The sequence below is a fragment of the Sneathiella chinensis genome, assembly GCF_012720115.1.
GTDB lineage: Bacteria > Pseudomonadota > Alphaproteobacteria > Sneathiellales > Sneathiellaceae > Sneathiella > Sneathiella chinensis.
Map to the genome: position 1 here is coordinate 359,376 of NZ_VNWN01000002.1, position 13,599 is coordinate 372,974.

Annotated in this window: 12 protein-coding genes; 2 read left to right on the plus strand and 10 right to left on the minus strand. The window is 56.5% G+C overall.

The window, feature by feature from the left end; translation table 11 throughout:
* Positions 1-201: 201 nt before the first annotated feature.
* The 9 genes from FQB27_RS01695 to FQB27_RS01735 all read right to left on the minus strand — a co-directional run bounded on the left by FQB27_RS01695 (position 202) and on the right by FQB27_RS01735 (position 9,580).
* Positions 202-1,248 carry a hypothetical protein gene (locus FQB27_RS01695; RefSeq protein WP_169559139.1) on the minus strand — a complete coding sequence of 349 codons (1,047 nt, stop codon included), beginning with the start codon at positions 1,246-1,248 and terminating at the stop codon, positions 202-204.
* 3 nt (positions 1,249-1,251) lie between these two features.
* Positions 1,252-2,037, minus strand: a complete 786-nt coding sequence (locus FQB27_RS01700) for a capsular polysaccharide synthesis protein (protein WP_169559140.1) — start codon at positions 2,035-2,037, stop codon at positions 1,252-1,254.
* Positions 2,038-2,322: 285 nt separating this feature from the next.
* Complete coding sequence (locus FQB27_RS01705) at positions 2,323-3,300, minus strand: ornithine cyclodeaminase family protein (protein WP_169559141.1); 978 nt, start codon at positions 3,298-3,300, stop codon at positions 2,323-2,325.
* Complete coding sequence (locus FQB27_RS01710) at positions 3,297-4,145, minus strand: alpha/beta fold hydrolase (protein WP_169559142.1); 849 nt, start codon at positions 4,143-4,145, stop codon at positions 3,297-3,299. Before FQB27_RS01710 ends, FQB27_RS01705 begins: the two co-directional genes overlap by 4 nt.
* The gene (locus tag FQB27_RS01715) at positions 4,142-5,593 is read right to left on the minus strand and encodes a M81 family metallopeptidase (protein WP_169559143.1); all 1,452 of its coding nucleotides are present in this window, start codon (positions 5,591-5,593) and stop codon (positions 4,142-4,144) included. The genes FQB27_RS01710 and FQB27_RS01715 overlap by 4 nt, the downstream gene beginning before the upstream one ends.
* Positions 5,590-6,141, minus strand: a complete 552-nt coding sequence (locus FQB27_RS01720; protein ID WP_169559144.1) for a TRAP transporter small permease — start codon at positions 6,139-6,141, stop codon at positions 5,590-5,592. Before FQB27_RS01720 ends, FQB27_RS01715 begins: the two co-directional genes overlap by 4 nt.
* A 4-nt stretch (positions 6,142-6,145) precedes the next feature.
* Positions 6,146-7,123: a TRAP transporter substrate-binding protein gene (locus tag FQB27_RS01725; protein WP_169559145.1), complete on the minus strand. Its 978-nt coding sequence runs from the start codon at positions 7,121-7,123 to the stop codon at positions 6,146-6,148.
* Positions 7,124-7,163: 40 nt separating this feature from the next.
* Complete coding sequence (locus tag FQB27_RS01730; protein ID WP_420877412.1) at positions 7,164-8,450, minus strand: TRAP transporter large permease; 1,287 nt, start codon at positions 8,448-8,450, stop codon at positions 7,164-7,166.
* Positions 8,450-9,580 (minus strand): NAD(P)/FAD-dependent oxidoreductase, encoded by a 1,131-nt coding sequence (locus FQB27_RS01735; RefSeq protein WP_169559147.1) that lies wholly within the window; start codon positions 9,578-9,580, stop codon positions 8,450-8,452. The genes FQB27_RS01730 and FQB27_RS01735 overlap by 1 nt, the downstream gene beginning before the upstream one ends.
* Before the next feature lie 118 nt (positions 9,581-9,698).
* On the opposite strand from FQB27_RS01735, the gene FQB27_RS01740 reads away from it, so the two are divergent.
* Positions 9,699-10,292 (plus strand): helix-turn-helix domain-containing protein, encoded by a 594-nt coding sequence (locus FQB27_RS01740; RefSeq protein WP_169559148.1) that lies wholly within the window; start codon positions 9,699-9,701, stop codon positions 10,290-10,292.
* A gap of 80 nt (positions 10,293-10,372) precedes the next feature.
* Here the strand turns inward: FQB27_RS01740 and FQB27_RS01745 are convergent, their stop codons facing one another.
* Positions 10,373-12,139 (minus strand): ATP-binding protein, encoded by a 1,767-nt coding sequence (locus tag FQB27_RS01745; protein WP_169559149.1) that lies wholly within the window; start codon positions 12,137-12,139, stop codon positions 10,373-10,375.
* Between the two features lie 241 nt (positions 12,140-12,380).
* On the opposite strand from FQB27_RS01745, the gene FQB27_RS01750 reads away from it, so the two are divergent.
* Positions 12,381-13,583 carry a CaiB/BaiF CoA transferase family protein gene (locus FQB27_RS01750; RefSeq protein ID WP_169559150.1) on the plus strand — a complete coding sequence of 401 codons (1,203 nt, stop codon included), beginning with the start codon at positions 12,381-12,383 and terminating at the stop codon, positions 13,581-13,583.
* Positions 13,584-13,599 lie beyond the last annotated feature (16 nt).

A 13,599-nucleotide genomic window follows, 5' to 3' on the forward strand; every position in this document is an offset into this window, starting at 1 on the left:
TGCGAGAGCGGTGTTTTTTCTCGGCCCCGAACGCCCGCTCTTTCGGGCTAGCCCGTTTTTCCCGAATCTGCCGATAATCCCGCACAATACCCGGCAGTGGTGTCAGGCGATTGAAGGTTGTTCTTCTTTTCACGCTGCCATCATCCTAACAGGGTTTCAGTTGCTGCTACCTAGATCTGTCCAGCAAATTGTACTGATGCTTCAGGAGACCGGAAAAAATTCGGTAGACCGTTTCTTCTGAGGGGGGGAGTCAAAAAAGTTACTGGGTCCGTAGGGCTTTTCGTCGAACAATCGACCATCAGAAATATTGAGATACTGCCGGGCGATTTCAGCATTCGACTTGCTGAATTGGCTCATGAATTCGGAATGGTTTTCCTGACTGATTGTCAGGGGTCGACCGTCAGAGATAGATTCCATAAACGTCACGACACCGCGCCGATGGGGGTTGATCCCTTGGGGGCTAACCAATGGACCAAGATGGGGGTTCAGTTTCCTCAGAACCTCTACAGTTTCCGGATCCAGACTTTGATTGAGTGAAGCGTTCTTGAGGGAAGCTGCTTTCGGTATCCGGCCCAAGGTATGTAGGAAGTCATCCACGATATTGTTGTTGAGCAGTCGGGATTTTTGGAAAACACGCACAATGAGGTTTTCTTTGCCAAAGACGCGTCCCCATCGATCCAGAAGCTTCTGATAGTCATATCGGTCAAAATCGTCGTCCGCAGGGGTTGGGAAAGAAAATGGCTTTGTTCTTTGCCCTGTTTTCACCTGCGTAGAATACCAGCTTGTCAGATACTCAGTTTGGGGTCTGAGATAGACAATGATCTTTGTCGTCTTTGCGATGGATTGAAAAAGATGTGCGATTTTCTCAAGTTCGGTCTGGTCGTTCAGTCTTGAAGACAATTGCTCAAGAGAGAGAACAATATCCATACCCTTGTGAGCATGGGCTTCGTCAAGAATGCCTTGTTTGAAGGTTTCCTGAAGGGCAGCTACTTTATTCGGGTCGGTCAGTTTACGTGCAAACTTGATCCTGTCCTCCCGTTCGGCTGCCATGGCATAGACGAGAAGGCCCCAATGGTTCTTCTTGCACCCGGAAACGGGATACAGAATTTTTTGGTTTTTCAGGTCATTCCGCTCTTGCTCTAGATAATGCTGTAGTGTTGTCGTGCCTGTTTTCTCGGTCCCAATATGTAAATAGGCCGTTTCGACAGGTTTGTAGCCAGGTATCATTGTGCGAAGTGAAGTCAGCATTGGTCAGACAGTGGTTTCATATTCCGCTTTCAGGAATTCCCGCTGTGGCAAGGTCGCCCGAAATACTTTCGAGATAAGGGCATCGCTGTTATAGAGTTTGTCGATACTCCACCCTTTCAAGGTTGTATCAAAAACCGAGTGAAATAACATCAAGGTCAGGGTTTTCTCATCCAGAAAATCCTCTGGTTCATGAATTTTGCTGGCAAGAATTCTTGGCGCATTGAAAGGTATGGGTTGTATGTCACGTTCCGGCAGAACCCGGTTGGGGAGGCCACTATCGATGATCGGAGTGAGCGTGAACGCTCCAACCTCTCCCCATTTGAATGCAGTGCGTTGGGCGATATGGTCCCTAAGGGCGTTGGCATAGGAGGTGATAACCTCGCCATTTGCTATCGAACCATACAGGCCAATTGAAATATGCCGTGTTGGTGCAGAAACTTTCCGCATACTGATAAAATGATCTTTCCGGATCATTTCGAACAGTCCTTTTAGGGATTGCAGTACAATGGCGTCTGAATCGATGTATAGACCCCCAAATTTCTCCAGAAGGAAGGCTCGAATGAAGTCTGTCTTGGTCGCAAGACAGGGCTCATCCGGGTTGTCCTGAACGGTGATATTGTGAATTTCTGGAGGTAAGTCTGGTAAAAATTCGGACAGGTTTTCTGGCGTAACCAATTGGATCCTAAGGTCACGGCACTGGTATCTGAGAACCTGACGACAAAGGGTGATATGGGGAGGTTCTGTTCGCCCTGGCAGGTTTTCCCAATAAATCCAGATTGTATCATTCATGCTCAGGACCCTTTAAATCAATCCCCGGAATTTGCCTGCTTTTGAAGGAAATAGTTGCTTCCATATACAGGGTTCGCAGTACTAACCGGATTTGGCAATACACAGTGCTGATAGGGTACTCCTACATGTCTTTGCGGTATTTATCAAGTTTCCAGAATCTGCCCCCGCTGTGTTGCACAGGGCACTGTTTCAAGTACGGCCATGGTAAAGGGAATGGTTGTGAAGAAAGGGGTGAAACGGCCTGCAGGGGGAGAGAGGGGCAGGCCGTTTCAAGGGAGCAGGATGTCAGAAGCTGACGTCCTGCCCGATATTGTTTTGGATGGCCTTGTTCAGGACATGATGGGCGGCGGCGAGGTCTTGTGCCGCGACGCCGAGAGAGCGGTAAAAGGTGATTTGATCCGCATCGGTGCGGCCCGGCAGGTCGCCGGAATAAACAGCCCCGATTTCGCCCTGCAGGTAATCGGTTGTGAGGGTGCCGGCGGCGACCATATCCACGATTTCACCGGCTTGTGCCTCCCATGACGGGCGATAATCCACCCAGATGGAGGATTTGAGGACGGTTGCGTCATCCACTTCCCGCATGCTCGGGATGGAGGAGCCGACCACATTCAGGTGGGTTCCGGGGCGCACCCAGTCCCCGTTCAGAAGCGGGGTCGGCGAGGCGGTGACCGTACAGACAATATGGGCGCTCTGGACGGCGGACTGAATGTCTGTCCCGGCTGTGATCTCAAGATCCGGGTATCGGGTTTTGGCCCGGTCGGCAAAGGCGGCGGCTTTTTCTGTGGACCGACCGACAACCTGCACCCGGGAAATGGGGCGAACCGCACAGATGGCATCCAGATGATGCTCTGCCTGTTCCCCGTAGCCAACCAGTGTCAGGGTGGTGGCATCCTTGCGGGCAAGGGCGCGGGTGGCAGCCCCGCTTGCAGCGGCGGTTCGAACCGCTGTCAGAAGACCCGCATCCATCATGGCGATGGCGCCGCCGGTTTCCGCTTCGAACAGGACAATGGCCCCGCGATGGGACGACAGCCCCTTGTCCGGGTTTCCGGGAAACAGGCTGACCAGCTTGACGCCGAAGCAGGCCGGATCGGAAATGGCACCGGGCATGACGCCCATCATGTTGCCGCCGCCAACGGGAATGGCCGTGCGAAGGGGCAGGGTTTCCGTGCCCCGCGCTACGGCGATCATGGTTTTCTCGACCACGTCGATGGCCTCCGTCATGGGAAGCAGGCTGGCCACATTTTCGGTACTTAGAATTCTCATTGTTCCACCATGGTTCCCGGTCCCCAATCCGGTCCGGGTATGTCAAGGTTCAGTTCGCGGGCCAGAATGGCCGTGTAAAGCGCCGGGCGAACGCAATAGGGGAAATGCCCTCCCCACAGGAAATGATAGGCGGTTTGCGGGCGGAGGCGATCCCGCACCGCCTCTCGCATTGCTTGCGGGATCAGGGGGTCATCCGCAGAATCGATTGTCACCACCCGGCCCGTAAAGGTGGGGAGTTCCGGCCCGTGCTTGAGGGCGGCAAGGCGGGCCCGGAGTTCCGGTTCCAGAATGCGTCCGCCTGCTTCCTCCAGCAGAAGTTCGACGAGGTCCTTCTGGTCGGGATGACTGTCGGCCCATGCGGTCAGCCCCCGGCCAAATCCGGCCCTGAGGTGATCAATGGGGGCCGTTTCCAGATCGAGGGAGTAGGGCGGGTTTGCGTCCAACCCGTTCACCGTATGGAGCGTGTTGGCCGCGAACAGGGTGCCCACCTTTTCCGGGTGGGTGCCGGCAAAATACTGGGCCAGATACCCCCCGAGGGAGGAGCCGAGAACATGAACTGATGTCAGCCCTTTCTGATCAAGCAGGCTGACCAGATCCTCGGTCCATTCCCGGATGCCGCCTGTGTCCGGGTAGCTGATCGCGAGAATGCGCAGATGGCCGGACAGGGCCTCAATCTGTTGCCAGAAAATGTCCCCGCGCCCCAGTGTTCCCGGAATCAGGAGCAGGGCGGGCCGATCCGGGGTACCAGTATCCCGGATCCCCCAGTCGCGACCGTTCAGGAGGAGCCTTTCCTCTGGCGCGGCAGCGGCAAACCGATTGCGATCGGTGATCAGTGAATTTGTCATGCAAACGGGTCCTCAATCCGGGGCCAGTAGTTCGGGGACCGCTTGGTGTAGGGAATATTGGCATAATCGGGCGTGATGGCCCCCGGGGTTGCCACGGGGATGACCTTGTGGGCGATCGGGGTAAAGCCGGCCTGATAGTGGTTCGAGGATTTGACGCAGACAATCTTGCGTTCTGACAGGTTGATCCCCAGTTTTTCGAAGGCTTCCGGGTGGAAGGTCTGGGTGCGGTTGTCGTTAATGATGATATCGACGCCCTCGGTCTCAACCCACACGGTTTCCCCCATCGGGCAGGGGAGGGAGCCGAAACGCTGGGTCAGGCCGGTGGCGCATTTGCGGACCGTGACAACCAGATCCAGCGGGTCCCCGGACATGGGGCCGCATTTCCCGCCAAGGCGAAGGGGCAGGGTCGCGCCCTCGCCGGCTTCACGGCACAGCCGGACCGCGATCGGGTCCCAGAAAATTCCGGTGGCGACGTTCTTGAGGCCCCGCTCCAGAATGGCGCGCAGCAGGAATGTGGCATCGCTTGGGGCGCCGCCGCCTGCATTATCGGACATGTCCGCCAGTACAACGGGGCCTTCCGTTTCGGCTTCGGCAAGGTCCAGTGCCTGATCAATATCGGCGATGGGTTTGTGCAGCTCGTGACGGAGGGCGTAGAGCTTTTCGCCAATATCCTGCGCCGTTGCGGCGGCAAGATCGGCGTCGCCGTCGGTAATGGCGACGGCCCGGGCCCCGGTTCTGGGGTGATCCCCCCACGGGAAGCCATGCCCGATGGACAGGGACAGGATACCGGGTTCGTTCTCCCGCTCCTGCAGGGCATCGACAAAGTCGCGCATGGGGGAGGTCATGGTCGGCATGGCGATAATCATGCGGATATCAAAATCCCGCATGACAGGTTTCGTGCGCTCTTCGGCGGCATCCACGGCAAGGCGGAACAGGTCGTTGGCCCGTTCGGGAATATCCACATGGGGGTATTCCTTGAACGCAACCAGCAAGGTTGCCTTGTCCAGCATGGTGTCGGTGATATGGCAATGGGGGTCCAGCAGGCCGCCGATGATGGCAGTTGGCGCGACGGATCGGCAATGGGCGATCAGGTCCCCTTCGCAGTCGTCATATCCATCGGCAATCATGCCGCCATGCAGGGCCAGCAGGATGATGTCGGCACCGCCGTCCGCCTTGAGATCGGCGACGATTTCATCCCGAAAGGCTTCATAGACAGGGCGGACGGTCAGGCCACCCGGCTGGGCATGGGCGGACAGGCTTTCCACCACGGTCCAGTTTTTCGCCTCGGCCTTTTCCCGCCAGATATGAAGCGGGCCGGTCCAGTACTGGATTTCGTCGGCTGTTGCATTCCCGTGATGAATTGAGCCGTCCTCGAAACTTTGCAGGCCGGTGGGAAGGGGCGAGAAGGAGTTCGTTTCCGTACTCAGCCCGGCAATGAACACTTTCATTCCATTACATCCTTTTGTTTTTGTTCTTCGGCTTGTTCCAGATTTGCCAGCCTGGTCACCACCCCGGCAATCATGTGGATCATGATCAGGGTAAAGGCGATTGGAACGGCAGAGGTAAACCACGCCATGGACACGGGGATCATGTCAGCCTGACGCCCGAGGCTGCGTCCGATAAAGCCCAGATTGATCATCATGTTGGGGCCAAATACGGAATACCAGATCACGGGGATGGCAAAAATGGCAACGCCTGTCCCGCGAAGCACGGCAAGCAGCTTGCCAAGGTTGCCCCCCACCGCCAGCATGCCCGGAAACAGGGTTGGGTCGGCGCGATAGCGGAACGCGGCGGATGCCCCGAGCATGCCCGCCCAGACCATGGCCCGGCGGGCCAGTTCCTCGGTCCAGACCGGCGGGGCATCAAACAGGTAGCGCGTTATAACCTGCCAGCTTGCGGCGAAAACCATGACCAGCACGGCAAGGACCGCCCCGGACAGGGCGATCCTGTTCAGGGCGAAAGAAATCCGGTCAAGGAAAAGCGCCGCAGCCTTCATCGGTTCAGTTTCCTTTTGCCTTTTCCCATTCGGCAATCTGTTCCTTGCTCAGAAGGCCGCTGTCATAGGTGGGGGCGGAGGCTGCCCGGAAGGCTTCCCGCGCTGCAGGATCAAGATAGGAAATGCTGACGCCTGCCTCTTCCAGCTTTTTGAGGACAGCTTGCTGGTTTTTCAGCCAGTTGCGGTTGGCCTCGTTGGCGGCAACAGCAGCGGCATCCACGGTCCGGCGTTCCTTGTCGCTCAGGCCCTGATACCAGATTTCGGAAACGATGGTGATCCGAAGGGCGGGGGAGACCGCCGCGTCCGTATAATATTTGATGAAGTCCGTATGCCCGAACAGCAGCGGCACAAAGGCCGGGTTCATATACCCGTCGGCAACGCCGGTCTGCAAGGCGTTGGGAACTTCCGCCCAGCTTACGATGGTGCCGGTGGCACCCCATGACTTGTAAAGCGCGATCTGGCTTTCATCCAGTGCCCGCATGCGAAGTCCGGCCATATCCGCGACCGAATTGACGGCACGCTTTGTATTGAAGATGCCCGTTGCCTGTCCAACGTGGTTGATGGCCAGAACCCGGACGCCGCCCGGTGTGGTGGCCTCGTTGATGCGGGCCAGCATGCCGCCTTCATACAGGGTGCGGTCCACCTGATCATGATTGTCAAAGAAATAGGGCAGGCGCAGGCCGTAAATCAGGTTGTCCAGCGACCCCACAATGTTCAGCGGTGACATGGACACTTCCAGAAGTCCCTGACTGACCTGATCGAACAGTTCGTCATCGCCGCCAAGGGCACCGCGCTGGTATTCCTCGGCTGCCATGCCGTTTTCGTTCAGATAGGTGCTGAAGGTATGGGCCCACACATAGCTGCCGGATCCTTCAAGATTGGCCGGACTGTCGAGGGCAATCTTGACCTCTGCCGCGGCGGTCCCTGTAAAGGCCAGCAGGGCGGCCATGGCCGCACTCAATAGATGTTTTTTATAGTTCATTGATCCTCTCCTTGTTTGCCAGACGGTTTTTTACCAACCGCTAGCCTCCTCCCATAAAGCCAAACGCACGGGGTAGAAACAGGCTGATTTCCGGTACCTGTACCAGCAGGATCAGCACACCGACCTGTACCAATACAAACGGCAGAATGGCCCGCGCCAACCGCCAGTAATTCACACCTGTTACGGTTGAAACCACCAGAAGGCATCCGCCAAGCGGGGGGGACACCAGTCCGATACACAAATTGAAACACAGGATAATGCCAAGATGCACCGGGTCCGCGCCGTGGGCCAGTGCCACCGGGGCCAGCAGCGGCACCAGCAGGGCCAGCGCCACCGGGATGTCCAGCACCATGCCGGCAATCAGGAAAATGACATTAAGAACCAGCATATATCCGGCAGGCCCAAGCCCGAGCGCATCAACGGCGCTGGAAATGGCCTCCGGGATACGTTCCAGTGCGCCAAGATACCCAAGGGCGGAAACGGCACAGATGATGATGAAGATCGACCCGGACAGCATGGCGGTCCGGCGAAGGCCTTCCAGAATGGCGTCCCGCTTCAACCCGTCATAGAACCATCCCGCCGCGAGGGCGGTAAAGACGGCCACGGCGGCGGCCTCTGTCGGGGTCATCCACCCGAACACAATGCCGCCGATAATGATGATCGGCAGGCACAGGGCGGGCAAGGATCGCAACAGGGTTGGCGCAAGGGCGGGCGCTTCCTCGGCGCTTATTCTGGGGTGGTCCTCTTTCCACGCGTAGAACGCATTCAGGGCGATCAGGGAGGCCGCCAGAATAAGGCCCGGAATGATGCCGGCAAGAAACAGCGAGGTGACCGACGTGCCCATGATCGCGCCATAGAAGATCAGGATGATCGAGGGCGGGACAATGGGTCCGATGATGGAGGATGCGGCCGTAATCACACTGGCATAGGACAGGGAATATCCCCGCTCCCGCATGGCGGGGACAAGGGTATTGGACAGGGCGGCGGCATCGGCGATGGCCGATCCGGAAATACCGGCGAAAAAGACGCTGGTCAGGACATTCACATGCCCAAGCCCGCCCCGAAGGCGCCCGACAAGGGCGATGGACAGATTGATCAGGGCCTTGGTCACACCGCCCCGGTTCATGAATTCACCGGCCAGAATGAACAGCGGCATAGCCATCAGCGCAAAGACATCGATCTTGGAAAAGATCTGTTGCGGCAGAATGGCCAGATAGCGGCCCTTGTCCGCCGCCAGAAACGCCAGAACAGCGCCGCCGCCAATGACATAGGCAATGGCGAGGCCGGATCCCAGAAGAAGCAGGGCGATGATCGGGACAAGTGGCATCATGGGTTCAGGTCTGCCCGTGTTCTGGACAGGGCTTCGGCGGTAACGCCTTCATCCTGAATGTCTTGTGGAAGAGGGGTTCCAAGGACCAGTGCCGCCGCAGTGCGGGACAGGGCGGGGGCGGACTGGATGCCATAACCACCTTGCCCGGCCAGCCAGAAAAAGCCGTCCCTGCCGGGCTCAAATCCGGCGATGGGGCATTTGTCGGCAAAGAAACTGCGAAGTCCGGCCCATTTATGGTCAATCCGCCGGATCGGCAGGTCAAAGGCCTGCTGGATCCTGTCCACGCAGACGGCCACATCCAGATCCTCCGGCTGGGCATCACACGGGGCAGAAGGGGTCTCATCCGCAGGGGAGATCAGAAGTTTTCCCGCATCCGGCTTCAGGTAAAATTCCTCGTCCACATCCACGGTCATGGGCAGGCTTTCCGTCTCAACCCCATCCGGCGGGGAGACAAGAAGCGCTGTGCGCCGCTTTGGCACCAGACCGGCCGGCGCGATACCCGCCAGTGCGGCGATTTCATCCGCCCATGCCCCGGCGGCGTTGACGACGATGCCAGCGCGGAATTCACCGTGCGGTGTTGTGACGGTCCACGCGGAACCGGATTGGTCCAGCCCGGTGATTTCCGTGGCGGTCTTGAGGGTGTCGCCTGCGGCCCGGTATGTTTTCAGGTAATGCTGGTGCAGGGCATCCACGTCGATATCGGCGGAACTGCTGTCAAATAGGGTGTGGGCCAGATAGTCGGCTTTCAGCAGGGGCTGGATTTCACGGGCCTGTGTCAGGGGAATGCGGCTCACCGCGTCTCCCAGTTCCTCGTGCAAAGCCTCAAGGGAGGCGCTCTGGTCCGCCCGGGCGGCAAACAGCAGGCCGCGCGGTTTTAACAGCGGATGCGGTGTAAATTCAGAACGGGGATCGTTGAAAAACCGTTCCGAAGCGCGGGACAGGGCGCGAATGACCGGGGGGCCGTAGGTGCTGGAAAAGACGGCGGCAGATCGACCGGTGGTATGATATCCGGGCTGGCTTTCGCGTTCCAGCAGCAACACCTTCGCGTCGGCAGACAGTTCCGCCGCGATGGATGCGCCCGCAATACCGGCACCGATAACAACAATATCATACAGTTCAGACGACACGAATGGCTCCCCGTTTATTTTTTTGCAGACCGTAGCATTAATTTTCCGATAGGAAAAGGATGTTTTTCCTATCGGAAAATCTGTTGGCAGGGGGCGGAAGGTTTCCTATAATCGGGGTATGAAACATTCCCCTCTCCCCGATACGCAGCGGATCGAATTCGGACGCCGCCTTCGCGACCTTCGCAAGGAACGGGGCTGGACGTTGTCGGAAGTGGCCGAAAAGTCCGGTCTGGCCATTTCCACGGTTTCCAAGGTGGAACGGGGCATGATGTCCCTGACCTATGACCGGCTGAACCTGCTGGCGAACGGGCTTGGCGTGGATATGGCCACTTTTTTCACCACCGAAGGGCAGAATTTTGAACCCGGTGGCTTTGCCGTTGCCCGTAAGGGCCAGTTCCAGCGGCAGGAAACCAAGAACTACGTTTATGAAATGCTGTTCCCGGAAATGTGGCACAAGGCCATGACCCCGATGATGGGAACGCTGAAGGCCCATGATATTCTGGATTTCGATGAATTCGTCCGCCATCCGGGGCAGGAATTCCTGATGGTTCTGGACGGGGCGGTGACCGTGCATATCGAGGGGCGGGACCCGGTCGTTCTGGAACAGGGGGACAGCATCTATTTCGATAGCGCCCAGGGGCATCTTTATGCGTCGGCCGGGGATCAGGATGCCCGCATTCTGGTCGTCTGTGCCCTGACCGAAATGGTCTAGGGTCAGGGCGTCCTGCCTGCTTTCAAGCCAGACAGGACGCCTGGCGGTATCCCGGCGTGTCGTGTCTGGCTCAGGTTAAATCAGTTAATGGCCTTGGCCGGCTGAGTAGCGAACACTTCCTTTGGATAGATGAGTTCAACCGTCGTCCCTTCGTTGATGGCACTTTTCACTTTGACTTCACCGCCCCGGGCTTCAACCATTGATTTCGTGATGTAAAAACCAAGGCCGATGCCTTCGTCATTTGAACGCGCCAGATACTCCCCCTTATGGCTGACAAAGGGCTGTCCAAGTTGTTCCAGCGTCTCTGGAGACATGCCGCAGCCAGTATCGGAGACAATCAGGGCAAAATGATTTTCCCTGCTTTCCCAGCGAACTGAAATTTCACCGTTTTTTCTGGAGGCTTTAACGCTGTTGGAGATCAGGTTATTCAGTATGTGGATAAGCACTTTTCTGTCGGTGTAGAGAGATTTTGGAAAATCCTCTGAGGCGGAAAACTTGAACTTTATCCCTGATCCTTCGGCCAGATGCTGAAAACGCGAAACGACTTCCCGGGTGGCAGACGTCACATCCCAGGATTCACTTTTAAACTCGAATGACTTCAGGTCCAGCCGGGTTAGATCCAGAATGTCATCCACCATTTGTTTAAGGTGATTGCCGCTTGCATTGATGTCTTCGATATATTCTTTGTATTTTTCGTTGCCGATGCTTCCGAACGCTTCCATTTTGATGATATCCGAGAAGCCAATGATGGCATTCAGCGGTGTTCTGAGTTCATGGCTCATGGTTGCGATAAACCGGGACTTTGCCGCATTGGCCTCAAGGGCTTCATTCTTTGCCTCTGTTGCCTCGCTCTCGCGTTTTATATCTTCGGTCACATCCGTGCGGATAGACGCATATCCGATAATGTTCCCGTTGATATCAAGGCGCGGACTAATGGTGGATTTGACCCAGTAAGCCTCTCCATCCTTTCGGTGATTCTTCAGATCACCGCGCCACGTTCTGCCGCTCCTTATTGTGCGCCAAAGGTCACTGAACAGAGAGCGGGGGTGCTCTCTGGAATTCAGTATTCTGTGATTTTGCCCGATAAGTTCTGCTTCGCTATAGCCCGAGATTTCACAGAAAAGACGGTTCACAAAGGTGATATTCCCCTTGATATCCGTCTCACTGTAAATTGCGTGATCATCAATCAGGTTTTGCTTTTGCTTCAGATTGTACAGAAGTGCATCGCTTTTTTGCTGTGCATCCAAAGTCTCGCGCGTTTTTTTTGCAAGATCAGAAGCAAGTTGTACGGTTCTTTCATTATCCCGCAACAACAAGCCCAACAGAATAATCCCCGGGACCAGTATGAGGTAAAAGGGAACGATTACAGAACTGAGCACACTGGAGGACATGTCGTTCGGGAGCAGGGTTATGAGGCATAACTCTGCTGTATGAAGGAGGAAGCCGTAGACCAGCAGATGGGTGAAGGAAACCTTCAGCTTCTTGAGGTGAATAAGCCTGCTGTATAGGAGGCTGGAGAGGGCACAAATCAGAATAAACGAGATACCGAGGAGATATCCCTCGCCCGATATAAAGATCCGATAAACAATCGCAATGGTTGCCGTGGCAATCGCACCAATAACCCCGGAGAAAATACCGGATAGCCCCAGAACAAGGGACCGCGCATCAAAGATAACGCCCTCTACGGGCATGACTGGTACAGACATCACAAAGATGCACATAACGCCAAACAGCACGCCAATGGCAAACTGCCGTTTATACCCATCCGCACCGCAAAATCTCAGGATGTATCGATGGAGTAGGGCAATCGACAGAACGACGGTTACCTGTTCAATGAACTGAATCAAACTTTACACCTAAGAACGACGTTGAATTGAATTTTCTCCTTTTATAATAAAATTGGTAAATGACTAATTAAATCTTTGCTATCTGCGGCTTGAGAAAGGGTTAACCAAGCTGGGGACCCGCCGCTTCAGTCCCGGCGACAGGTTGGGGCAACACAGTTCTTTGCGCCCCTCATAAAAACCTATATAACGATCTTTAAGATTAAAAAATGGGAAAACCTGTCGGAGAATAGGGGATAAAACAATGTATAAATTTCTGGACGGCGTGCGCATTCTTGAACTTGGCCATATCCTGATGGCGCCCTACGCAACCCAGTTCATGGGGGATATGGGGGCGGATGTGATCAAGGTGGAATCCCTTGACGGAGACTATTACCGGTCCCTTGGCCTGTCGAAGGATCCGGGGATGAGCGCCCAGTGGATGGCCGTCAACCGGAACAAGCGCAGCATTGCGCTGGACCTGAAATCCGAGGAAGGGCGGGAAACCCTGAAAGACCTGATCCGGCAATCGGACCTGCTGGTTCACAACATGCGGGCGCAGGCGATTGAGCGGCTGGGCTTTGGGTATGAGGCGGTGCGGGACATTAATCCGGGGATTGTCTATTGCGCTGCCATTGGCTTTGGTCAGGACGGCCCCTATGCCGAATTCCCGGCCTTTGACGATGTGATTCAGGCCTGGTCCGGGCTGGCCGATGTAAACGGCCGGTTGCGCGGCCGTCCCACCTTTGTGCCGGTTGCCATTGCCGACAAGGTGGTCGGGTTGATGCTGGGGCAGGCCATGCTGGCAGGATTGCATCGCCAGCAAAGCACCGGCGAGGGCAGCTATATCGAGACCCCCATGTTCGAGGCCATGGTATCCGTGGTCCTGAACCAGCATCTGAACGGCCATACCTTTCAGCCCCCGATTGATGATCTGGGATACAAGCGGGTGATGAGCCCGCATCGTCATCCGTCCCCGACCAAGGACGGGTTTCTGGTGCATGGGGTGTATAAATTTGAACACTGGCAGAAATTCCTGGAGGCGGTGGACAGGCACGACATCCTGAACGGCCCGCTGATGGAAAGCCGGGCGGCCATGGCCTCGGGCATCACCGAGTTATATGCCCTTGCCGCCAACGAAATCATGCCGACCCGGACCACCGCTGAATGGCAGGGTTTGCTGGAGGAACTGGATATCCCTTCCGCGCCGGTTAAAACGCTGGAGGATCTGGAGGAGGACCCGCATCTTCAGGCGGTTGGCCTGTTCGAGGATTACGAGCATCCAACACGGGGACCCATGCGGCAGGTACGCTCCCCCGTCACCGCCCGGGATGTGGAGCAGGGGCCGGACCGCTATCCGCCGGAACTGGGCCAGCACGGGGCGGAAATCCTGTCAGAGTTCGGCTATTCCGAGGAGCGGATCAGCGACCTTGAAAACCGCGGTATCGTTGGCCGCTTTTCGGCTTGAGGCAGGAGGACAGGAT